Genomic DNA, 20,250 nt, shown 5'->3' with positions numbered 1-20,250 from the left:
TCTAGTCGTTCGTCCGCTGTGCCGTCGTGGCTGGTCGCGCAGTTCCCCGCGCCCCTGGGCCGGCCGACTCACCGTTGGCCAGTCTGCTGGGCCACCACACCTTCTCGCCAACGTCCAGGAACAGGGCCGTGACCAGGACCGACCGGACGATGAACGTGTCCAGCAGAACCCCTAGCGCCACCGCGAAGCCGATCTCCGCGAAGCCGACCATGGGGAGGGTGCCGAGGGCGGCGAAGGTGCCGGCCAGGACCAGACCGGCGGAGGTGATCACCGCGCCGGTCGCGGCCAGGCCCGTGACCACGCCGGGGCGGGTGCCCGAGCGGGCCGCCTCCTCGCGGATGCGGGTGGTCAGGAAGATGTTGTAGTCGATGCCGAGCGCCACCAGGAAGACGAACACGAACAGCGGGAAGTCCGTGGACTCGCCCGCGTAGTCGAAGAGGTGGCGGAAGGCCAGGGCGCTGATGCCGAGGGCCGCCGTGAAGGACAGGATGACCGTCCCGATGAGCAGCAGCGGGGCGATCAGGGCCCGCAGCAGGCCGCACAGGATCAGCAGGACGACCGCGAGCACCAGCGGGATGATCAGCAGGTTGTCGTGCGTGGTCGCCCTGTCCATGTCCAGCAGTGCGGCCGTACCGCCGCCGACCTGGGCGTCGGCGTCCGGGACCGCGTGGACGGCGTCCCGGACCCGCTCCACCGTCTGTTTCGCGGCCTCGCTGTCGGCGGGGGCGGTCATCGTCGCCTCGAAGAGGACCTTGCCCTCGAACGACGGTTTCGTGCCCGGTGGCAGACCCAGGGACGCGGGCACGACTCCGCGCGTGCCCGCGACCGCCTCGCCGACCTGCCGTGCCTGGGCCTGGTTGCTGACGACGACCAGGGGGTCGCCGCTGCCCGCCGGGAAGTACTTCGCGGACACCTCCTGGCCGACGATCGAGTCGGGTTTCCCGGTGAACGCGTCGGCGTTGCTGATGCCCTCCGCGCGCAGCTGGATCAGGCCGAGCGAGCAGACCGCGAGGACCAGGGCCGTGACGGCCCAGACGAAGCGCGGGCGGCGGGCGATACGGCGGCCCGTGCGAGCCCAGACGCCGGACTCGATGTGGCTGGGGGAGCCGAAGCGCGGGGTCGCCGGCCAGAAGAGCCAGCGGCCGCAGATCACCAGCAGGGCCGGGAACAGCGTCATCATCGCCAGCAGGGCGACCCCCACGCCGATCGCGGCGACGGGGCCGAGGCCACGGGTCGAGTTCATCTCGGCGGCCAGCAGGACCAGCATGCTGAGGATCACGGTCGCGCCGGAGGCGATCACGGCCGGGCCCGCACGGTGCAGGGCGCGGGCCATCGCCTCGTGGCGGTCCTCGTGCCGGTGCAGTTCCTCCCGGTATCGGGCGACCAGCAGCAGGGCGTAGTCGGTCCCCGCGCCGAAGACGAGGACCGTGAGGATGCCCGCGCTCTGGCCGTTGACCGTCAGGCCCGCGTGTCGCGCCAGCAGGTAGATGAAGGCCTGCGCGGTGAACAGGGCGGCGACCACCGAGAGCAGGGGGACGAAGAGCAGAGTGGGGCTGCGGAAGGTGATGAGCAGCATGACGACGACGACGCCCATCGCCGCCAGCAGCAGCGTCGAGTCGATGCCCTCGAAGGCCTTGGAGAAGTCCGCGGAGGTGCCGCCCGGGCCGGTGACGTGCACGTCGAGACCGTTGCCGCCCTTGCCGACGACGTCACGGATCGAGTCGACCGCGGGCGCGATCTCCTGCCAGCCCTTCTCGTCCATGGTGATCGGGACGAGGATCTGGGCCGCGCGCGGGTCGCCCTGCCGGTCGTAGATCGGCCCCCGGGTCTCCGAGCCGCGGATGCCGTGCGCCGTGAGCTGCCTGATCTCGGCGGCGTCCTTGGCGATCGCGGCCCGTTCCTGCGGAGTGAGGCCGCTGTCGCGCGCGTAGACGACGACCGCGGGGATCTGTTCCGGCCTGAAGTCCTCGGAGATCTGCAGGACCTGGGTCGACTCCGCGGAGCCGGGCAGCCAGGAGGCCGCGTCGTTGTCCTGGGCGTCGGTGAGCTTGGAGGCGAGGGGCGCCGTCAGGAACAGCACCACCAGCCACAGCGCCAGTACCACCCACTTCGCACGCCGTCCGCAGACGTAGTGCGCGATGCCCCTGTTCCCGGTCATGGCCACCCCCGGCGCCACCAGTTCAGCCGATCAGCCGCCCAGCATGGCACGCACAGGTCGTCCACAACATCCGATGAACGGCTTAGGTCTGGACCGGCGCGCCCGTTCACGCTCCGGCATGGGAGGCTTGGGGCATGGCCGCGCAGATCAACCCCAGCATCCTGTCCGCCGACTTCGCCCGTCTCGCGGACGAGGCGAAGGCGGTCGAGGGAGCCGACTGGCTCCACGTCGACGTCATGGACAACCATTTCGTCCCGAACCTCACGCTCGGGGTGCCGGTCGTAGAGTCTCTGGCCCGTGCGACGGACACCCCGCTGGACTGCCATCTGATGATCGAGGCCCCCGATCGCTGGGCGCCCCAGTACGTAGAGGCGGGGGCCTCCTCCGTCACCTTCCACGTGGAGGCGGCCGCCGCTCCGGTCCGGCTCGCCCGGGAGATCCGGGCCAAGGGTGCCCGCGCCTCCATGGCGCTGAAGCCCGCGACACCGATCGAGCCGTACGAGGACCTGCTCCCCGAGCTCGACATGATGCTGATCATGACGGTCGAGCCCGGTTTCGGGGGACAGGCTTTCCTCGACATCATGCTCCCCAAGATTCGCCGCACCCGCGAGTTGATCAGCAAGCACGGTCTTGAGCTGTGGCTCCAGGTCGACGGCGGCGTCTCGGCGTCCACCATCGAGCGCTGTGCCGACGCGGGCGCCGACGTCTTCGTCGCCGGGTCGGCGGTGTACGGGGCGTCCGACCCGGCAGAGGCGGTACGTGCATTGCGCAACCAAGCCGAGGGGGCGACCGCGAAGGCTTCGTGGGCGTGCGACCACTGAGCGTCAGGAACGTGAACGGCTCCGATCAGGGCTGATCAAGTGCGCCGGATCTGCAAGGATGAACGGCGAATCCAGAGTGTGAACAGCAGTGAGGAGAACGCCGTGTCGGGTATGTCGGCGGGCCGGTCAGCCATGCGGATGGGACCCGCTGAGCTGGTGCAGGCGGCGGCCATGGCCCGCCGCTTCTACCTGGAGGGCAAGTCCAAGATCCAGATCGCGGAGGAGTTCGGCGTCAGCCGCTTCAAGGTGGCCCGGGTCCTGGAGACCGCCCTCGAACGGGATCTCGTCCGCATCGAGATCCGCGTGCCGGCCGAGCTGGACGCGGAGCGCTCCGACGCGCTCCGGGCCCGCTACGGCCTCCGGCACGCCGTCGTGGTGGAGTCCCCGGCCGAGGCCGAGGAGACCCCCGACCCGGAGAACCTGGGAGAAGTGGCCGCCGACCTGCTCGGCGAACTGGTCGACGAGGGCGACATCCTGGGCCTGGCCTGGGGGCGCTCCACCATCCACATGGCGGCCGCCCTCGACCGGCTCCCGCCGTGCACGGTGGTGCAGTTGACGGGCGTGTACGACGCCGGGACCGCCGAGCGCGGTTCGGTGGAGGCGGTACGACGGGCCGCCCAGGTGTCCGGCGGGGACGCCCACCCCATCTACGCGCCGATGCTGCTGCCGGACGCGGCCACCGCGATCGCGCTGCGCAATCAGCCCGGGATCGCCCGCGCCTACGAGTACTTCGACAAGGTCACGGTCGCCTGTGTCTCCATCGGCTCCTGGGAGCCGGGCATCTCGACGGTGCACGACATGCTCAGCGACGAGGAGCGCGGCCACTACGCCTCGCTCGGAGTCGCCGCCGAGATGTCCGCGCACCTCTTCGACGCCGAGGGCCGCAGGGTCGGGCGGGACCTGGGCGAGCGGTGCATCACGGTCAAGGCCGACCAGCTCCGCCGTATCCCCGAGGTCGTCGCGATCGCGGGCGGGCAGCGCAAGGCGGCCGCGATCGACGCGGTGCTGCGGTCCGGACTCGTCACCAGCCTGGTGACGGACACCTCGGCCGCGGACTACCTGATGACGGCGGGGACACCGCCGAAGCCGGCGCTGAACAGGGCGGACCCGGACGGGCCCTGACGGAAGGTCAGGAGGGGGCGGCCGTGGCAGCATCGAGCGCATGCTGCTGCGGTTCGTCTCCCGAATGCTTCTGTGTCTACTGGTCCTGACGGGGTGTTCGGCCACCGGCCCCGATCCCTCGTCCGGCGGCGGCCTGGCCACCGTCCAGGAGTCGAAGCTCCCGGCCGAGGCCCGACAGACCCTCGAACTCATCGACAGGGGCGGTCCGTTCCCGTACGCCAAGGACGGCGCCGTCTTCGGGAACTTCGAGCGGCTGCTGCCCGCGCACCAGCGCGGTTACTACCACGAGTACACCGTCCCCACGCCTGGCTCGCGCGACCGCGGAGCCCGGCGGATCGTCACCGGGCAGGGCGGCGAGGTCTACTACACCGATGATCACTACGACTCGTTCAGGGCGGTACTGAGATGACGGCACGCGTGGTCACGCTGGACCTCGACGGGGTCACGGACAAGGCGGGCCTGATGGACCGCTGCGCCCGGGACCTGCGGCTGCCGGACTGGTTCGGCCGCAACTGGGACGCGCTGGCCGACGTCCTGTCCGACCCGGGCCTGTGGTCCGGGGACGGCGTCGGGGAGGAGACCGTCGTGGTCGTACAGCACTGGGACCGGTACGCCGAGGTGCGGCCGGACGAGTGGGCGACCGCGTGCGAGGTGTTCGCGGAGGCGGCCGCGCTCACCGTGGCGCTCGCGCTTGGAGGTTCGTCCTAGGGCCCCCGCGGCCGGTCTGGACGATTCGCCCGTGGGTGGCTTTCCGCCCGGCATGGGAGAATGAAGTACGTGCTCTTTCCCCCTGGCTGACCTGTCCGGGGGCCACCTCTGATCGACTGGGATGTGCAGCACGTGCGTTTCCTCAACGACATCCAGCCCCCGTACGACCTGACGTACGACGACGTCTTCATGGTCCCGAGCCGCAGCGCCGTCGGCTCGCGGCAGGGCGTGGACCTCAGCGCCCCGGACGGCACGGGCACCACGATCCCGCTGGTCGTCGCCAACATGACCGCCATCGCCGGGCGCCGCATGGCCGAGACCGTGGCCCGGCGCGGTGGCCTCGTGGTCATCCCGCAGGACATCCCGATCGAGGTCGTCACCGAGGTCGTCTCCTGGGTGAAGAGCCGCCACCACGTCCTGGACACCCCGATCGTGCTGGCTCCGCACCAGACCGTCGCCGACGCGCTCGCCCTGCTGCCCAAGCGCGCGCACAACGCCGGTGTGGTCGTCGACGAGGAGGGCCGCCCCGTCGGTGTCGTCACCGACCGGGACCTTTCCGGGGTCGACCGCTTCACCCAGCTCGCCGAGGTCATGTCCCGCGACCTGCTGCTGCTCGACGCGGACATCGACCCGCGGGAGGCCTTCAACCGCCTCGACGCGGCCAACCGCCGGTACGCCCCCGCCGTGGACCGGGACGGCCGTCTCGCCGGCATCCTCACCCGCAAGGGCGCCCTGCGCGCCACGCTGTACACGCCTGCCGTCGACGCGCAGGGCAGGCTGCGCATCGCGGCCGCCGTGGGCATCAACGGCGACTTCGCGGAGAAGGCCAAGCAACTGCTCGACGCGGGCGTCGACACGCTCGTCATCGACACCGCGCACGGCCACCAGGAGTCGATGATCACCGCGATCCGTACGGTGCGGGCGCTGGACCCGCAGGTCCCGATCGTGGCCGGCAACATCGTGGCCGCCGAGGGGGTGCGGGACCTGATCGAGGCCGGCGCGGACATCATCAAGGTCGGTGTGGGGCCCGGCGCCATGTGCACCACCCGCATGATGACCGGGGTCGGCCGGCCGCAGTTCTCGGCGGTCCTGGAGTGCGCCGCCGAGGCGAAGAAGTACGGCAAGCACGTGTGGGCCGACGGCGGGGTCCGGCACCCGCGCGACGTCGCCATGGCGCTGGCCGCCGGCGCGTCCAACGTGATGATCGGGTCGTGGTTCGCGGGCACCTACGAGTCGCCGGGCGACCTCCAGCAGGACGCGAGCGGACGGCTCTACAAGGAGTCCTTCGGCATGGCGTCCGCGCGGGCGGTGCGCAACCGCACATCCGAGGAGTCGGCGTACGACCGGGCCCGCAAGGCGCTCTTCGAGGAGGGCATCTCGACCTCCCGGATGTTCCTCGACCCGGCCCGTCCGGGTGTCGAGGACCTGATCGACTCGATCATCGCGGGCGTCCGCTCCTCGTGCACCTACGCCGGCGCGGGCTCCCTTGAGGAGTTCGTCGAGAACGCGGTCGTGGGCATCCAGAGCGCGGCCGGTTACGCGGAGGGCAAGCCACTGCACGCCAGCTGGAGCTGAGTCCGTTCCGCGCGGCCCCCGGCGAAAACCGGGGGCCGTTCGCGTTCGTGGACCGTACGGTCGGCGTATGGAGATCACGGTCTGCCGCCCCGGCGATGTCGCGCTGCTCGACCGGCACATGGGCTCGCCGGGAGCCACGTCGTTCCATGCCCGGCGGTTCGCGCGGCAGGAGGCGGGGGAGTGCACCTACCTCGTCGCGTGGCTGGACGGGCGGCCCGTGGGCCACACGGAGCTGCGCTGGGTCGGCTGCGCGGCGCCCGAGGTCACGCTGGACTGCCCCGAGATCGGCGCTCTCGCCGTGTGGCCCGAGGACCTGCGCTCGCGGGGCATCGGCACCGAGCTGATCCGGGTCGCCGAGGAACTGGCCCGGGAACGGGGTCTGACGACCGTGGGCATCGGGGTCGGCAAGGACAATCCGCGCGCGGCCGCCCTGTACGCACGGCTCGGCTACCGGCCGGCGACCGACTACCTGGACCGCTACGCGTACCGGGACCACGACGGCACCACCCGTGAGTGCGTCGACGCCTGTGTGTTCCTTGTCCGAGAACTCCCGTCAGGCCGCCTTGACGTCAAGTCTGCTTGACGAGAATCTGGAGGCATGACGACACCGGAGAGCATCGAGCCGCAGTACACCCTGCTGACCGCCGTCTCCCGGCTCGACGAGCTGCGGATGCGGGAGTCGATGGGCGAGGGCGGGGCCACGGACGCCCCCGACCGGGCCGAACTGCTCGAACTCCTGGCGCTGAGCGAGGTCGTGGCGCGCAAGGCGTCCTACGGCCGTCAGCTGACCGTGCGCGCGGCCCGCGAGGCCGGGGCCTCCTGGTCGCAGATCGGGGCCGCGCTGGGCACCAGCAAGCAGGCCGCGTGGGAGGCGCACACACGCTGGATCGACGCCCAGGCCGCGGCCCACGGCAGGCCCGGGCAGCTGGGGTTCGACGAGGCGGACGTGGCCGAGGCGCGGGCGGTGGCGGGGGAGCCGGGGGATCGCTGACGAGGGCCGAAGGGGGCCGGCGGGGAGCGTGCGCAACGAACGCCCACCCTTCGGCGCGGAACGCAACGATCTTGCGAATGCGTGCAAGGTTGCTGCATTACGGCTGCGACGTCCGGACTCGTAGGGTGCTTCGCTGTACTCACCTGCAACGACGAAGGAGTCAGCGCGTGCTCGACCAAGGCGCACCCCCGCAACAGCGCACCCCACAGGCGACGGGGCTCGGCGCGCGCCTCATGCGCCGCAAGCCGGTGGAACGCCTCGTCGCCGAGGGTGGCCAGGGCGAGGGAGGGGCACTCAGGCGCTCGCTCGGACTGTGGCAGCTGACGATGATCAGCATCGGCGCCACCCTCGGCACCGGCATCTTCGTCGTCCTCGGTGAGGCGGTCCCCAAGGCCGGCCCGGCCGTCACCCTCTCCTTCGTGATCGCCGGCCTCACCGCCCTGTTCTCGGCCCTCTCCTACGCCGAGCTCGCGGGCACCATCCCGGTCGCCGGGTCCTCGTACTCGTACGCGTACGCAACCATGGGCGAACTGATCGCCTGGATCTGCGGCTGGTGCCTGGTCCTGGAGTACGGCGTCTCGGTCGCCGCCGTGGCCGTCGGCTGGGGCGAGTACCTCAACGAGCTCCTCGACGGGACCATCGGCGTCACCATCCCGGACGCGCTGTCCGCCCCGCCCGGCGACGGCGGCGTCTTCAACCTCCCGGCGCTGATCGTCGTCCTCCTCGCCATGGCCTTCCTGCTGGGCGGCGCCCGCGAGTCGGCCCGCGCCAACACCGTCATGGTGGTCGTGAAGATGGCCGCGCTGGTGCTGTTCTGCGCGATCGGCGTCCAGGGCTTCCGCTCGGGCAACTACGAGCACTTCATGCCCCTCGGGATGGCGGGCGTCAGCGCGGCCGGTGCCACGCTCTTCTTCTCGTACATCGGCTTCGACGCCGCCTCCACCGCCGGTGAGGAGGCGAAGAACGCCCAGCGCGACCTGCCGCGGGCGATCATGCTGTCGCTGGTCATCGTGACCGCGCTGTACGTCCTGGTCGCGGCGGTCGCGGTGGGCGCGAAGCCCTGGCAGCACTTCAACGACTCGGAGGCCGCGCTCGCCCAGATCATGCGCGAGGTCACCGGGCAGAGCTTCTGGGGGACCCTGCTGGCGTTCTGCGCGGTCATCGCCATCGCGAGCGTCGTCCTCACCGTCCTCTACGGCCAGACGCGCATCCTCTTCGCGATGTCCCGTGACGGACTGGTGCCCAAGGTGTTCGCCCGGGTCCACCCGAAGACCGGGGCGCCCCGCGCCAACACGGTGATCGTGTCCCTGTTCTGCGGGGTGCTGGCCGCGGCGATCCCGCTCGGCCAGCTCGCCGACGCCACCAGCATCGGTACGCTCTTCGCCTTCGCGCTGGTCAACATCGCCGTGGTCGTGTTGCGCCGGACCCGTCCCGAGATGCCCCGCACCTTCCGCGTCCCGTTCTCGCCGTTCTTCCCGGCGCTGGGCTTCGGTTTCTGCGTGTGGATGATGGGCAGCCTGTCCACCGTCACCTGGGTGGTCTTCGGGGTCTGGATGGCCGTCGGACTCGTGTTCTACTTCGTATACGGCCATCGCCGTTCCCGACTCGCAACACCCGAAAGCTGATCCACCCACCGTGCTGAACGATCTCGACGAACGCATCGTGCACGCCCTCGCCGAGGACGCCCGCCGCTCCTACGCGGACATCGGGCAGATCGTCGGCCTGTCCGCGCCCGCCGTGAAACGGCGCGTGGACCGGCTGCGTGCCACCGGGGCCATCACCGGATTCACCGTACGGGTGGACCCGGCGGCCCTCGGCTGGGAGACCGAGGGGTTCGTCGAGATCTACTGCCGGCGCAACACCTCACCGGAGACCATCCAGCGGGGCCTGGAGCGCTACCAGGAGGTCGTGGCCGCCTCCACCGTCACCGGCGATGCGGACGCGGTCGTGCAGGTCTTCGCCTCCGACATGCGGCACTTCGAACGCGTCCTGGAACGGATCGCCGGCGAGCCGTTCGTGGAGCGGACCAAGTCGGTGCTCGTCCTCTCGCCGTTGCTCAGGCGCTTCTCTTCGGGCTCGCCTACCTGACCTGCTCGGCGCGGCGCCGGATCCCCGCCAGCAGGCGTCCGGTGAGCAGGGCGTGCGCCCCCGAGGAGATCACCAGCAGGCGGTAGAGGGCACCGCCGGGCCCGGGAAACCGGGCCCGCGTCTCGGCCCGCAGCCGGGTGCCGGCGCCCTCGGGCTCCAGCCGGAAGACCAGCGCGTACGTCGAGAAACGGTGCCGCCCGACGAGGACGAGCTTCCGGCCCGGAACCGCGGCGGCCACCCTGAACCCGGGAACGGCCGCCCCCTCGACGAGCGGTCGGGGCCCGGACGCCGTACGGTCGGCGACGCCGACGAGTCGTGCGTAACGGGCGGAGCGGGGGCGGCCGAACGACTGCTCCAGGCTCGCGCCGAGCGCGTCCCAGACCTCGGCGGCTGTCGCCGATACGACCACCGCGTGCTCGTCGACCCGTGGCAGCACACCGATGTCCAACACGACCTCCTGGCGGGCGGGCACCCTACTCCGCAGTCTTGCGGGCCAGCGCGTTGTTGTCGATCGAGTTGTGCACGCTGAAACTCACCGCGTCCGAACGGTAGCGGTCGTCCGACCACTCCACCGGTCGCCCCTCACGGGTCGTGGTCACCCGGCGGACCCGCAGCAGCGGGCTGGTCCGGCGGACGCCCAGCAGCTCCGCGTCCCGCGCCCCCGCGGCCACCGCGTCGATGACGTGCTCCCCGTAGGCGAACACCAACCCCGTGTCGTCGTACAGGCGTTGGGTGACCGAGGGGCACCCGGGCTCGATGGCCTCGACGGTCGGGGAGATCCAGTCGGCGTACACCGTCCGCTCCAGCAACACCGGTTCGCCGTCCAGGCCGCGCACCCGCAGGACGTGCAACACCGGTGTGCCGACGGCCAGTTGGAGGCGCAGCGAGTCCTCCTTGGCGGCCGGACGGTACTCCTGTGCGACCACCCGGCCCGTCGCCTCACGGCCCATCGCCCGGGCCCACTCGGCGAAGCTCCGCAGTTCCGCGAAGCTCTGGCTGCGGCGGCTGGCGAGGACCACGCGGCGGGCGCCCTGCCGGGAGCCGATGAGCCCCTCGGCCGTCAGCGCCGCGACCGCCTGGCGGACCGTGCCGCGTGAGACGCCGTAGTGGGCCGCGAGTTCCGTCTCGGCGGGCAGCAGACTGCCGACGGTGTACTCCTCGCGGTCGATCGCCCGGCGCAGTTCGTCGGCGATCTCCTCGTGTCGCGCCCCCATGCTTCCCCTCTGAGTCGGCAACTGTGCACAGCGTGACCAGCGTAGTCGACATCGCGGTCGGCCCGGAGAAGTCCTGATTGTGCGGGAATTCAAGGGTCAGTGTTTCGCCAGTGTTTACGAACAGGACACCAGCGGCAGCATTACTGAGGCCAACTTGTTCAGACAAGTTCTCTCCCTTCTGAGTCCCGTTCGACTCCTGCACCCTCGCGCGTCCCCTGGAGAAGCCGTGACCGTGTCCCTGCCGAGAACCGCCGCCGCCGGTGTTCTCGCCACCCTCGCCGCCCTCGCTCTGAGCGCCTGTGGCGCCGCCCCCGACACCGCGTCGACCACCGCCGACGGCAAGAACGCCGCCACCGCCACCTCAGCCGCCGACTTCGGCGGTATGGACAAGCTGGTCGCCGCGGCCAAGAAGGAGGGCACGCTCAACGCCATCGCGCTGCCCCGCGACTGGGCCAACTACGGCGCCCTCATCGACGGCTTCCAGAAGAAGTACGGCATCAAGATCTCCGTCGAGAACCCCGACGGCTCCAGCCAGGACGAGATCAACGCCGTGACCTCGCGGAAGGGACAGAACCGGGCGCCCGACGTCCTCGACCTCGGCAGCTCCTTCGCGATCAGCGCCGCCCAGCAGGGCCTGCTCGCGCCCTACAAGGTCGCGTCGTACGACGACATCCCCACCGGGCAGAAGGACGCGCAGGCCCGCTGGTACAACGACTACGGCGGCTACATCTCCATCGGCTGCGACGCCAAGCGCGTCAAGACCTGCCCCACCACCTTCGCCGACCTCCTCAAGCCGCAGTACAAGGGCCAGGTCGCCCTCAACGGCAACCCCACCAAGTCCGGTTCGGCCTTCGGCGGTGTCTACGCGGCCGCGCTCGCGAACGGCGGCTCCTTCGACGACATCCAGCCCGGCCTCGATTTCTTCGCCAAGATCAAGAAGAACGGCAACTACACGCCCGTCGAGTCGACCCCGGCCACCGTCGAGAAGGGCGAGACGCCGATCAGCATCGACTGGGACTACCTGAACGCCGGATACGCCGACGAGTTCAAGTCGAAGGGCGTCGACTGGAAGGTCACGGTCCCGAGCGACGGCCAGTTCTCGCAGTACTACTCCCAGGCCGTCAACAAGGACGCCCCGCACCCGGCGGCCGCCCGCCTGTGGCAGGAGTACCTCTACAGCGCTGAGGGCCAGAACCTCTGGCTCAAGGGCTACGCCCGCCCGGCGCTGATGACCGCCATGGAGAAGGCCGGCACCCTCGACAAGGCCGCCGCGGCCAAGCTGCCCGAGGTCACCGGAACGCCCAAGTTCCCGGCCGAGGCCCAGCAGGACAAGGCCAAGACGGTCCTCGGACAGGGCTGGGCGAAGGCCGTCTCCGGATGACGGCCACCGCCGTACGGGTGGACACGGCGCCCGCCGCTCGCACGAAGCGGCGGCGCCGGTCCCTCGGCTGGGTCGCGGTCCTCCCGCTCCTCGCGTTCGTCGCGGTCGCCTTCGGGCTGCCCGCGATCGCCATGCTCGACGGCGCCTTCACCGCCAAGGACCCGGCCACCGGGGCGACTTCGTACACCCTCGACAACCTGACCACCTCCCTCAAGGGCGCCTACCTCACCGCGCTGCTCGGCAGCGTGAAGCTGTCCGCGGTGTCCGCCGCCCTCGGCACCCTGGTCGGACTGCCGCTCGCCCAGGCCGTGGTGTCCTCCCGCTTCCGCGCCCTGCGCGAGGCCGTGCTCACCGCGTCCGGGGTGCTCGCCAACTTCGGCGGCGTCCCGCTGGCCTTCGCCTTCGTCGCCACCCTTGGCAACGCCGGTGTGCTGACCCGCCACTTCGGCCTCACCGACAAGGGCTGGGACCTGTACAGCTTCTGGGGCCTGGTCATCGTCTACCTGTACTTCCTGATCCCTCTCATGGTGCTCACGATCACCCCCGCCCTGGACGGGCTGCGCGTCCAGTGGCGCGAGGCCGCGCAGAACAACGGGGCAACGGCCCTGCAGTACTGGCGCTTCGTCGCCCTGCCCGTCCTGCTGCCCACGCTGCTCGGCGGGTTCGTGCTGCTCTTCGGCAGCGCCTTCGCCGCGTACGCCACCGCCGCCGCGATGGTGGGCAGCTCGATCCCGCTGGTCACCCTCCAGATAGCCGACGCGATCTCCGGCAACGTGCTCGTCGGCCAGGAGAACGTGGCGCTCGCCCTCAGCCTCGACATGGTCCTGGTAGCGGGCCTGGTCATGGCCGTGTACCTGCCCCTTCAGCGAAGGAGCGCCCGATGGCTCGCCTGAACCTGTGGCGGTGGGGCGTGCTCGGCCTCGCCGGGCTGTACTTCCTGGTGCCGCTGGCCGCGTCCGTCGTCTTCACCGTCGACGTGCCGGGCCAGGGCCTCACCTTCGACGCCTACACACAGATCTTCGCCACCGACGGCTTCGTCTCCAGCCTGCTGCTCTCCCTGGAACTGGCCCTCGCCACCATCGCCGTCGTGCTGCTGCTGATGGTGCCCGCCATGGTCGCGCTGCGGCTCGGCGCGCCCCGGCTCAGACCGGTCGTCGAGGTGGTGTGCTCGCTGCCGCTGGTCGTCCCGCCGATCGCCTTCGTCGCCGGTATCGGCACGGTCCTCAAGTGGGGGCCCGACCACCTCTCCCGCACCCCGCTGTTCGAGACCTTCGTGGCGATCCAGAACCCCGACTTCCCCTTCGTCCTGGCCCTGGCCTACGTCGTGATGGCGCTGCCCTTCGTCCACCGGGCCCTGGACGCCGGACTCCGCGCGGTCGACGTCCGCACCCTCGTCGAGGCCGCCCGCAGCTGCGGTGCCGGCTGGCCGCAGGCGCTCGTCCAGGCAGTCCTGTCCAACCTGCGCGGCGCCCTCCTCAACGCCTCCTTCCTCACCTTGGCCCTGGTGCTCGGCGAGTTCACCGTGGCCCAGCTGCTGGGCTTCCGGCCCTTCGCCGTGTGGATCGTCAACGTCAGCGGCTCGCAGGCCCAGTTGTCCGTCGCCGTGTCCGTGCTCAGCCTGCTCGTGACGTGGGTGCTGCTCCTCGTCCTGGCCGGCTTCGGCGGCCGTACCCGTCCTACCTCCCGGGGATGACCCATGCCTGAAACAGCTGCAACCGTCGAATTCCGGGGTCTCAGGCGGGAGTTCGGTCCGACCGTCGCCCTCGACGGACTTGATCTGAGCGCCCGGCCCGGTGAACTGCTCGCCCTGCTCGGCCCGTCCGGCTGCGGCAAGACCACCGCTCTGCGGATGCTCGCCGGCTTCGAACACCCGGACTCCGGCGAGGTGCTGGTGGACGGCGAGGACGTGACCCGGGTGCCGGCCCACCGCCGGGACGCCGGGATGGTCTTCCAGTCGTACAGCCTCTTCCCGCACCTCGACACGCTCGACAACGTGGCCTTCGGACTGCGGATGCGCAAGGTCCGCACGGCCGAACGGCGTGCCAGGGCCGCCGAGTTGCTGGACCTGGTCGGGCTCGCCGACAAGGGCGGCCGGTTCCCGCACCAGCTCTCCGGCGGCCAGCAGCAGCGGGTCGCGCTGGCCCGCGCGCTCGCCCTGCGCCCCCGCGTGCTGCTCCTGGACGAACCCCTGTCGGCACTGGACGCCAAGGTGCGGCTCAGCCTCCGCGAGGAGATCCGGCGGCTCCAGCAGGAGCTCGGCATCACCACCCTGTTCGTCACCCACGACCAGGAGGAGGCCCTGTCCATGGCGGACCGGGTCGCCGTGATGCATGCCGGCCGGCTCGAACAGTGCGCGCCGCCCAGCGAGTTGTACGGCCGTCCCGCGACCCCCTTCGTCGCCGAGTTCGTGGGCACGATGAGCCGGATCCCGGGCCGGCTCGCCCAGGGCACGGTCGACGTGCTCGGGCAGCGGCTGCCGGTCGACGGCCCGGTGCCGTCCGCCACCGAGGTCGACGTGCTGGTGCGTCCTGAGGCCGTGCGGGTGCGGGCCGAGGCCGACGGCAAGTCCCGCGTGGTCGCCACGTCCTTCCTGGGCGCCGCCGTCCGCGTCACCGTCCGGCTCGCCGACGGCATCGAGGTCAAGGCCGACCTGGCCGCGCACGAGGCCGCCGAGCTCACCGCCGGTGCCGTGGTGAGCGTGTCGCTGCCCGAGCGGCCGGTACTGGTGGCGGAACGCACCCGCTGACCGTCGTACGACCGCTGATCCCCCCCACACGAAAGAGATCACCGTGACTCGACTCCCGCTCCAAGCCGTCCTGTTCGACATGGACGGCACGCTCGTCGACACCGAGCGGCTGTGGTGGGAGGCGGTGGAGCAGGTCGCCGGGCGGCCCCTGACCGAGGCGGACCGGCCGGACGTGCTCGGCCGCCCGGTCGAGCACACGGCCGCCTGGCTGGCCGCGGCCACCGGCGCCCCGGCCGGCGGCCTCGCCGAGACCCTGCACCGGGAGTTCGCGGACCGCGTCCGCATCGGTGTCGTGCCCCGCCCCGGCGCGCTCGACCTGCTGGACGCCCTGGCGCGGGAGCAGATCCCCACCGCCCTGGTGACCGCGTCACCCCGCGCCGTCGCCGACACCGTCCTGGAAGCCCTGGGCGGCGCGAGCCGCTTCGCCGTCTCCGTCACCGCCGACGACACCGAGCACACCAAGCCCGCACCCGACCCCTATCTCGCCGCCTGCCGCGCGCTCGGCGTGGATCCTTCGGGGTGCGTGGCCGTCGAGGACACGGAGACCGGTGTGCGCTCCGCCGAGGCGGCCGGGTGCGCCGTCCTCGCCGTTCCCTCACTGGCCCCCATCGACGCGGCCCCGGGCCGTACGGTCCTGACCGGACCGGAGGGCCTGGAGGGCGTCACCGCGGCCCGGCTGCGCGCCCTGCTGCCGTACCGGCTCCGCGTGATGACCTGGAACCTCTGGTTCGGCGGCACCAAGGTCCACGACCACCGGGCCAAGCAGCTCAAGGTCATCGCCGAGGCCGATGTGGACGTGGTCGGGCTCCAGGAGACCTACGGCAACGCCGCCGGGGAACTCGCCGAGGCACTCGGCTGGCACCACCACCGGGCCGGGACAAACCTCGGCATCATCAGCCGCTTCCCCGTCACGGCCGTGCTGGGCGACCCGGACGTCGGTTTCTACGGGGCGGCCGGCGCGCGGATCGCCGTAGGGGAGCGGGAGGTCGAGGTCTGGACGGCTCACCTCGACTATGAGCAGTACGGGCCCTACGAGTCCGAGCCGCTCGCCCACGAGGAGGTACGGCTCGCCCAGATGCGGGACACCCTGCACCGCATCGGCGACACCGCGCCGGTCGTCCTCGTCGGAGACTTCAACTGCCCCTCCCACCTGGACCGGCCGGGCGTCGAGTGGCCGGTGACGAAAGCGGCGGAGGAGGCGGGCTTCAGGGACTCCTTCCGCCAGGCCCGTCCCGATGCCGTACGGGACCCGGGACACACCTGGTCGCCGGTGCATGCCCACCCGGAGCCGCAGGACCGGATCGACTTCGTCCTCCACCGCGGCCTGCGGGTTCTCGACTCGCGGACCTGCGTCAGCGGCACCCCCCGGACCTGGCCGGACGTCGAGGACAACGACTGGCCGTCCGACCACGCCGCGGTGATCACCACATTTTCGCTGGGCAGCGGGCCCGCGACTGTCTAACATCGGTGCCATGACCTGGCGACATTGATCCACCAGCCGTGCCTCCCGAGGGCCGCCTCGGACGCCGTACCGACGACGTCCGAACCGCCCTTCCGGGAAGGCCTCATGACACTCTCACCCGCACGTGTGCCCGCGACCGGCGTCCGCCGGCTGACGACCACGCTGTACGGCTACGCGTTCCTCGACGACCTCGTCCTGCTCTACCCGGTGTACGCGCTGCTGTTCGCCGACACCGGTCTGCCGCTCTGGCAGATCTCCTCGCTGTTCGCCCTGTGGTCCCTCACGGCCGTCGTCCTGGAGGTGCCCTCCGGCGCCTGGGCCGACACCGTCTCGCGGCGCCGGCTGCTGTGGATCGGCCCGCTGCTCACCGCCGCCGGCTTCACCCTGTGGGTGACCGTGCCGTCCTACGGCGCCTTCGCGCTGGGCTTCGTCCTGTGGGGGGCCGGCGGAGCGCTCGGCTCAGGCTCGCTGGAGGCCCTCGTCTACGACGAGCTGGAACGGCTCGGGTCCACCGAGCGCTACGCGCGCGTGATGGGGCGGACCCGGGCGGCACGGCTGCTGGCCACCGTCGCGGCGATGGGCCTGGCCGGACCGGTCCTCGCCCTCGGCGGCTACACGGCCGTGGGGGCAGCGAGCGTCGTGGCCTGTCTGCTGGCCGCGGTGACGGCGACCCGGCTCCCCGAACACCGGGTGCCGGACGAGAAGGGGAGCACGCGCTGGTCGGCGACCCTGCGGGCCGGACTCGCCGAGGCCCGCGGGGACCGGACCGTCCGGCGTGCCCTGCTGCTCGTCCCGGCCGTCGCCGCGGTGTGGGGTGCCCTCGACGAGTACGTCTCGCTGCTGATCCGCGACCTGGGTGTGGCCGACGCGACCGTGCCCTACCTGGTCCTCCTGGTGTGGACGATGGTGACCCTCGGCAGCCTGTGCGCCGGGCCCGCCGAGCGCCTCGGCACCCGGGGCCTCGCCGCCCTGATCGCGGGTTCCGCGCTTGCCCTGGCCGTGGGCGCCGGGGCCCGCACCCCGGCGGGCGTCGCCCTCGTGGGTCTGGCCTTCGCCGGCTTCCAGCTGGCCGAGGTGCTCGCCGACGTCCGTCTCCAGCACCGCATCGAGGACGCCCGCCGGGCCACGGTGACCTCGGTGGCGAGCCTGGGCACCGAGCTGGTGACGCTCGCGGTGTTCGGGGTGTACGCGCTGCTCGGCGCGTCCCTGGCGCACAGCACGGTCTTCATGATCCTTTCCGTGCCCTATCTGGTGACGGCACTGGTGCTGGGCCGGGGGAGCGGGCGCCCGCGCAACGAATCGCCGCAGGACCGCCCCCGCACGCAATGAACCGTTCACGGGCGCGCAACGGCTCCTCCTTGTCCGCCCTGGCGGGCCGCCCGTACCGTCTACATGGCCCTTCCAGTGGCCCCCACATCCACCTTCCGCCCGGTGAGGATCCCGCATGCGCACCGCCCTGCTCCAGAGCTCCGGCCGCCCCGGCTCCGTCGAGGGGAACCTCAAGGTCCTCGACGAGGCCGCGGGCCGTGCCGCCGCCGCGGGCGCCGCGCTGCTGGCCGCACCGGAGATGTTCCTCACCGGGTACGCGATCGGTGACGACATCGCCCGCCTGGCCGAAGCGGCCGACGGCGACTCGGCGGACGCGGTCGCGGAGATCGCCGAGCGGCACGGGGTCGCGATCGCCTACGGCTACCCCGAGCTGGCCGGCGGGTCCGTCTTCAACTCCGCCCAGCTGATCTCCGCCGACGGTGTCCGGCTCGCCAACTACCGCAAGACCCACCTCTTCGGCTGCTTCGAGCACGACCACTTCGAGCCCGGTGAACAGCCGGTCGTCCAGGCCCAGTTGGGCGGACTCACCGTCGGTCTCATGATCTGCTACGACGTCGAGTTCCCGGAGAACGTCCGCGCCCACGCCCTCGCCGGCACCGACCTCCTGATCGTGCCGACGGCCCAGATGCACCCCTTCCAGTTCGTCCCTGAGTCTCTGGTGCCGGTGCGCGCCTGGGAGAACCAGCTGTACGTCGCCTACGTCAACCGGGTCGGCCGGGAAGGGGAGTTCGAGTTCGTCGGGCTGTCCACGCTGGCCGGTCCCGACGGGGTGGCCCGTGCTCGCGCCGGACGCGTCGAGGAGCTGGTGTTCGCCGACGCCGACCCCGCCCTCCTCGCCGCCTCCCGCGAGGCGAACCCCTACCTGACGGACCGCCGACCCGGCCTCTACGGGTCCCTCGTCTGAACCACCCCTTTGTTCCAAGGAGTCCGTACCCCATGACGTCCACCGTGCCCAACGCCGTCGAGCACGCAGACGAGCAGCAACCGCCGATCACCATGTTCGGACCGGACTTCCCGTACGCGTACGACGACTTCCTCGCCCATCCGGCGGGCCTCGGCCAGATACCCGCGACCGAGCACGGCACCGAGGTCGCGGTGATCGGCGGCGGTCTCTCCGGGATCGTGGCCGCGTACGAGCTGATGAAGATGGGCCTCAAGCCGGTCGTCTACGAGGCCGACCGGATCGGCGGACGGCTCAGGACCGTGGGCTTCGAGGGCTGCGACCCCACGCTCACCGCGGAGATGGGCGCGATGCGCTTCCCGCCCTCCTCCACCGCCCTCCAGCACTACATCGACCTCGTCGGACTGGAGACCCAGGCCTTCCCCAACCCCCTCGCGGAGGCCACCCCTTCGACGGTCGTCGACCTCAAGGGCGAGTCCCACTACGCCGAGACGATCGACGACCTGCCGCAGATCTACCGCGATGTCGCCGCCGCCTGGAACAAGTGCCTCGAAGAGGGCGCCGACTTCTCCGACATGAACCGCGCGATGCGCGAGCGGGACGTGCCGCGCATCCGTGAGATCTGGGCCGAGCTCGTCGAGAAGCTCGACAACCAGACCTTCTACGGCTTCCTCTGCGACTCCGAGGCCTTCAAGTCCTTCCGGCACCGCGAGATCTTCGGCCAGGTCGGCTTCGGCACCGGCGGCTGGGACACCGACTTCCCGAACTCCATCCTGGAGATCCTGCGCGTCGTCTACACCGAGGCGGACGACCACCACCGCGGGATCGTGGGCGGTTCGCAGCAACTGCCGCTACGGCTGTGGGAGCGCGCGCCGGAGAAGATCGTCCACTGGCCGTACGGCACCTCGCTGGCGAGCCTGCACATGAACGGCGAGCCCCGGCCCGCCGTCACCCGTCTGCACCGCACCGCCGGCAACCGGATCACCGTGACGGACGCCGACGGTGACATCCGCACCTACGCGGCGGCGATCTTCACCGCCCAGTCCTGGATGCTGCTGTCCAAGATCGCGTGTGACGACTCGCTCTTCCCGATCGACCACTGGACGGCGATCGAGCGCACCCACTACATGGAGAGTTCGAAGCTCTTCGTCCCCGTCGACCGGCCGTTCTGGCTGGACAAGGACGAGGAGACGGGCCGGGACGTCATGTCGATGACTCTCACCGACCGTATGACGCGCGGCACCTACCTCCTCGACGACGGCCCGGACAAGCCCGCCGTCATCTGCCTCTCCTACACCTGGTGCGACGACAGCCTGAAATGGCTGCCGCTGTCCGCGAACGAGCGGATGGAGGTCATGCTGAAGTCGCTCGGCGAGATCTATCCCAAGGTCGACATCCGCAAGCACGTCATCGGCAGCCCGGTGACGGTCTCCTGGGAGAACGAGCCCTATTTCATGGGCGCGTTCAAGGCCAACCTGCCCGGTCACTACCGCTACCAGCGGCGCCTGTTCACCCACTTCATGCAGGACAAGCTCCCCGAGGACAAGCGGGGCATCTTCCTCGCCGGTGACGACATCTCCTGGACGGCCGGCTGGGCCGAGGGCGCGATCCAGACCGCCCTGAACGCGGTCTGGGGCGTCATGCACCACTTCGGCGGCGAGACCGACGCGACCAACCCCGGCCCGGGGGACGTGTACGAGGAGATCGCACCGGTCGAACTCCCCGAGGACTAGAACCTGTTGTGCCCGTGTCGG

The 20,250-nt window shown here is 71.1% G+C and carries 20 protein-coding genes; 17 read left to right on the top strand and 3 right to left on the bottom strand.

Annotated features, from left to right (window positions below):
• Position 1: 1 nt before the first annotated feature.
• Positions 2–2,158 carry an MMPL family transporter gene (locus H293_RS0108400; RefSeq protein ID WP_020117435.1) on the bottom strand — a complete coding sequence of 719 codons (2,157 nt, stop codon included), beginning with the start codon at positions 2,156–2,158 and terminating at the stop codon, positions 2–4.
• Between the two features lie 134 nt (positions 2,159–2,292).
• Between H293_RS0108400 and rpe the strand changes: the two genes are divergently transcribed.
• The 9 genes from rpe (at position 2,293) to H293_RS0108355 (ending at position 9,463) form a co-directional block, all read left to right on the top strand.
• The gene (gene rpe, locus H293_RS0108395) at positions 2,293–2,979 is read left to right on the top strand and encodes a ribulose-phosphate 3-epimerase (protein ID WP_020117434.1); all 687 of its coding nucleotides are present in this window, start codon (positions 2,293–2,295) and stop codon (positions 2,977–2,979) included.
• A 78-nt stretch (positions 2,980–3,057) separates the two neighbouring features.
• Entirely contained in the window at positions 3,058–4,101 is a 1,044-nt protein-coding gene (locus tag H293_RS0108390) for a sugar-binding transcriptional regulator (RefSeq protein ID WP_020117433.1), read from the top strand.
• A 40-nt stretch (positions 4,102–4,141) separates the two neighbouring features.
• A complete protein-coding gene (locus H293_RS0108385; protein WP_020117432.1) occupies positions 4,142–4,510 on the top strand; it encodes a guanyl-specific ribonuclease in 369 nt (122 codons plus the stop codon).
• Positions 4,507–4,809: a barstar family protein gene (locus H293_RS0108380; protein ID WP_020117431.1), complete on the top strand. Its 303-nt coding sequence runs from the start codon at positions 4,507–4,509 to the stop codon at positions 4,807–4,809. The genes H293_RS0108385 and H293_RS0108380 overlap by 4 nt, the downstream gene beginning before the upstream one ends.
• A gap of 132 nt (positions 4,810–4,941) precedes the next feature.
• Complete coding sequence (locus H293_RS0108375) at positions 4,942–6,384, top strand: GuaB1 family IMP dehydrogenase-related protein (RefSeq protein ID WP_051138075.1); 1,443 nt, start codon at positions 4,942–4,944, stop codon at positions 6,382–6,384.
• 67 nt (positions 6,385–6,451) lie between these two features.
• Complete coding sequence (locus H293_RS0108370) at positions 6,452–6,967, top strand: GNAT family N-acetyltransferase (protein WP_020117429.1); 516 nt, start codon at positions 6,452–6,454, stop codon at positions 6,965–6,967.
• A 15-nt stretch (positions 6,968–6,982) separates the two neighbouring features.
• Positions 6,983–7,375 carry a hypothetical protein gene (locus H293_RS0108365; RefSeq protein WP_020117428.1) on the top strand — a complete coding sequence of 131 codons (393 nt, stop codon included), beginning with the start codon at positions 6,983–6,985 and terminating at the stop codon, positions 7,373–7,375.
• A 167-nt stretch (positions 7,376–7,542) separates the two neighbouring features.
• Positions 7,543–9,000, top strand: a complete 1,458-nt coding sequence (locus H293_RS0108360; RefSeq protein ID WP_020117427.1) for an amino acid permease — start codon at positions 7,543–7,545, stop codon at positions 8,998–9,000.
• Between the two features lie 10 nt (positions 9,001–9,010).
• On the top strand, positions 9,011–9,463 hold the full coding sequence (locus tag H293_RS0108355; protein ID WP_020117426.1) for an Lrp/AsnC family transcriptional regulator: 453 nt from the start codon (positions 9,011–9,013) through the stop codon (positions 9,461–9,463).
• Here the strand turns inward: H293_RS0108355 and H293_RS0108350 are convergent.
• Together H293_RS0108350 and H293_RS0108345 are read right to left on the bottom strand one after the other, a co-directional pair.
• Positions 9,456–9,935, bottom strand: coding sequence for a hypothetical protein (locus H293_RS0108350; RefSeq protein WP_020117425.1), 480 nt, complete (start codon positions 9,933–9,935; stop codon positions 9,456–9,458). The genes H293_RS0108355 and H293_RS0108350 overlap by 8 nt on opposite strands.
• 1 nt (position 9,936) lies before the next feature.
• On the bottom strand, positions 9,937–10,677 hold the full coding sequence (locus H293_RS0108345) for a GntR family transcriptional regulator (protein ID WP_020117424.1): 741 nt from the start codon (positions 10,675–10,677) through the stop codon (positions 9,937–9,939).
• A 226-nt stretch (positions 10,678–10,903) separates the two neighbouring features.
• Here H293_RS0108345 and H293_RS0108340 point away from each other — a divergent pair, with 226 nt between their 5' ends.
• From H293_RS0108340 to H293_RS0108305, 8 genes are all read left to right on the top strand, one after another.
• Entirely contained in the window at positions 10,904–12,058 is a 1,155-nt protein-coding gene (locus tag H293_RS0108340; RefSeq protein ID WP_020117423.1) for an ABC transporter substrate-binding protein, read from the top strand.
• Positions 12,055–12,951 carry an ABC transporter permease gene (locus tag H293_RS0108335; RefSeq protein ID WP_020117422.1) on the top strand — a complete coding sequence of 299 codons (897 nt, stop codon included), beginning with the start codon at positions 12,055–12,057 and terminating at the stop codon, positions 12,949–12,951. The genes H293_RS0108340 and H293_RS0108335 overlap by 4 nt, the downstream gene beginning before the upstream one ends.
• On the top strand, positions 12,939–13,751 hold the full coding sequence (locus H293_RS0108330; RefSeq protein ID WP_020117421.1) for an ABC transporter permease: 813 nt from the start codon (positions 12,939–12,941) through the stop codon (positions 13,749–13,751). Before H293_RS0108335 ends, H293_RS0108330 begins: the two co-directional genes overlap by 13 nt.
• Before the next feature lie 3 nt (positions 13,752–13,754).
• Complete coding sequence (locus H293_RS0108325; RefSeq protein WP_020117420.1) at positions 13,755–14,804, top strand: ABC transporter ATP-binding protein; 1,050 nt, start codon at positions 13,755–13,757, stop codon at positions 14,802–14,804.
• Positions 14,805–14,847: 43 nt separating this feature from the next.
• The gene (locus H293_RS0108320) at positions 14,848–16,266 is read left to right on the top strand and encodes an HAD-IA family hydrolase (RefSeq protein WP_020117419.1); all 1,419 of its coding nucleotides are present in this window, start codon (positions 14,848–14,850) and stop codon (positions 16,264–16,266) included.
• Positions 16,267–16,371: 105 nt separating this feature from the next.
• Entirely contained in the window at positions 16,372–17,595 is a 1,224-nt protein-coding gene (locus tag H293_RS0108315; protein ID WP_020117418.1) for an MFS transporter, read from the top strand.
• 115 nt (positions 17,596–17,710) lie between these two features.
• The gene (locus tag H293_RS0108310) at positions 17,711–18,499 is read left to right on the top strand and encodes a carbon-nitrogen hydrolase family protein (protein ID WP_020117417.1); all 789 of its coding nucleotides are present in this window, start codon (positions 17,711–17,713) and stop codon (positions 18,497–18,499) included.
• Between the two features lie 32 nt (positions 18,500–18,531).
• Positions 18,532–20,229 carry a flavin monoamine oxidase family protein gene (locus tag H293_RS0108305; RefSeq protein WP_020117416.1) on the top strand — a complete coding sequence of 566 codons (1,698 nt, stop codon included), beginning with the start codon at positions 18,532–18,534 and terminating at the stop codon, positions 20,227–20,229.
• The last annotated feature ends 21 nt before the right edge of the window (positions 20,230–20,250 follow it).

It is taken from the genome of Streptomyces canus 299MFChir4.1 (assembly GCF_000383615.1).
Lineage (GTDB): Bacteria > Actinomycetota > Actinomycetes > Streptomycetales > Streptomycetaceae > Streptomyces > Streptomyces canus_C.
This window is presented reverse-complemented; position numbering and strand designations above follow the sequence as displayed.

Coding starts and splice junctions, on each gene's coding strand:
- H293_RS0108330 (WP_020117421.1), top strand. CDS start 12,939: ATGGCTCGCCTGAACCTGTGGCGGTGGGGCGTGCTCGGCCTCGCCGGG.
- H293_RS0108325 (WP_020117420.1), top strand. CDS start 13,755: ATGCCTGAAACAGCTGCAACCGTCGAATTCCGGGGTCTCAGGCGGGAG.
- H293_RS0108370 (WP_020117429.1), top strand. CDS start 6,452: ATGGAGATCACGGTCTGCCGCCCCGGCGATGTCGCGCTGCTCGACCGG.
- H293_RS0108310 (WP_020117417.1), top strand. CDS start 17,711: ATGCGCACCGCCCTGCTCCAGAGCTCCGGCCGCCCCGGCTCCGTCGAG.
- H293_RS0108335 (WP_020117422.1), top strand. CDS start 12,055: ATGACGGCCACCGCCGTACGGGTGGACACGGCGCCCGCCGCTCGCACG.
- H293_RS0108380 (WP_020117431.1), top strand. CDS start 4,507: ATGACGGCACGCGTGGTCACGCTGGACCTCGACGGGGTCACGGACAAG.
- H293_RS0108400 (WP_020117435.1), bottom strand. CDS start 2,158: ATGACCGGGAACAGGGGCATCGCGCACTACGTCTGCGGACGGCGTGCG.
- H293_RS0108345 (WP_020117424.1), bottom strand. CDS start 10,677: ATGGGGGCGCGACACGAGGAGATCGCCGACGAACTGCGCCGGGCGATC.
- H293_RS0108315 (WP_020117418.1), top strand. CDS start 16,372: ATGACACTCTCACCCGCACGTGTGCCCGCGACCGGCGTCCGCCGGCTG.
- H293_RS0108365 (WP_020117428.1), top strand. CDS start 6,983: ATGACGACACCGGAGAGCATCGAGCCGCAGTACACCCTGCTGACCGCC.
- rpe (WP_020117434.1), top strand. CDS start 2,293: ATGGCCGCGCAGATCAACCCCAGCATCCTGTCCGCCGACTTCGCCCGT.
- H293_RS0108305 (WP_020117416.1), top strand. CDS start 18,532: ATGACGTCCACCGTGCCCAACGCCGTCGAGCACGCAGACGAGCAGCAA.
- H293_RS0108385 (WP_020117432.1), top strand. CDS start 4,142: ATGCTGCTGCGGTTCGTCTCCCGAATGCTTCTGTGTCTACTGGTCCTG.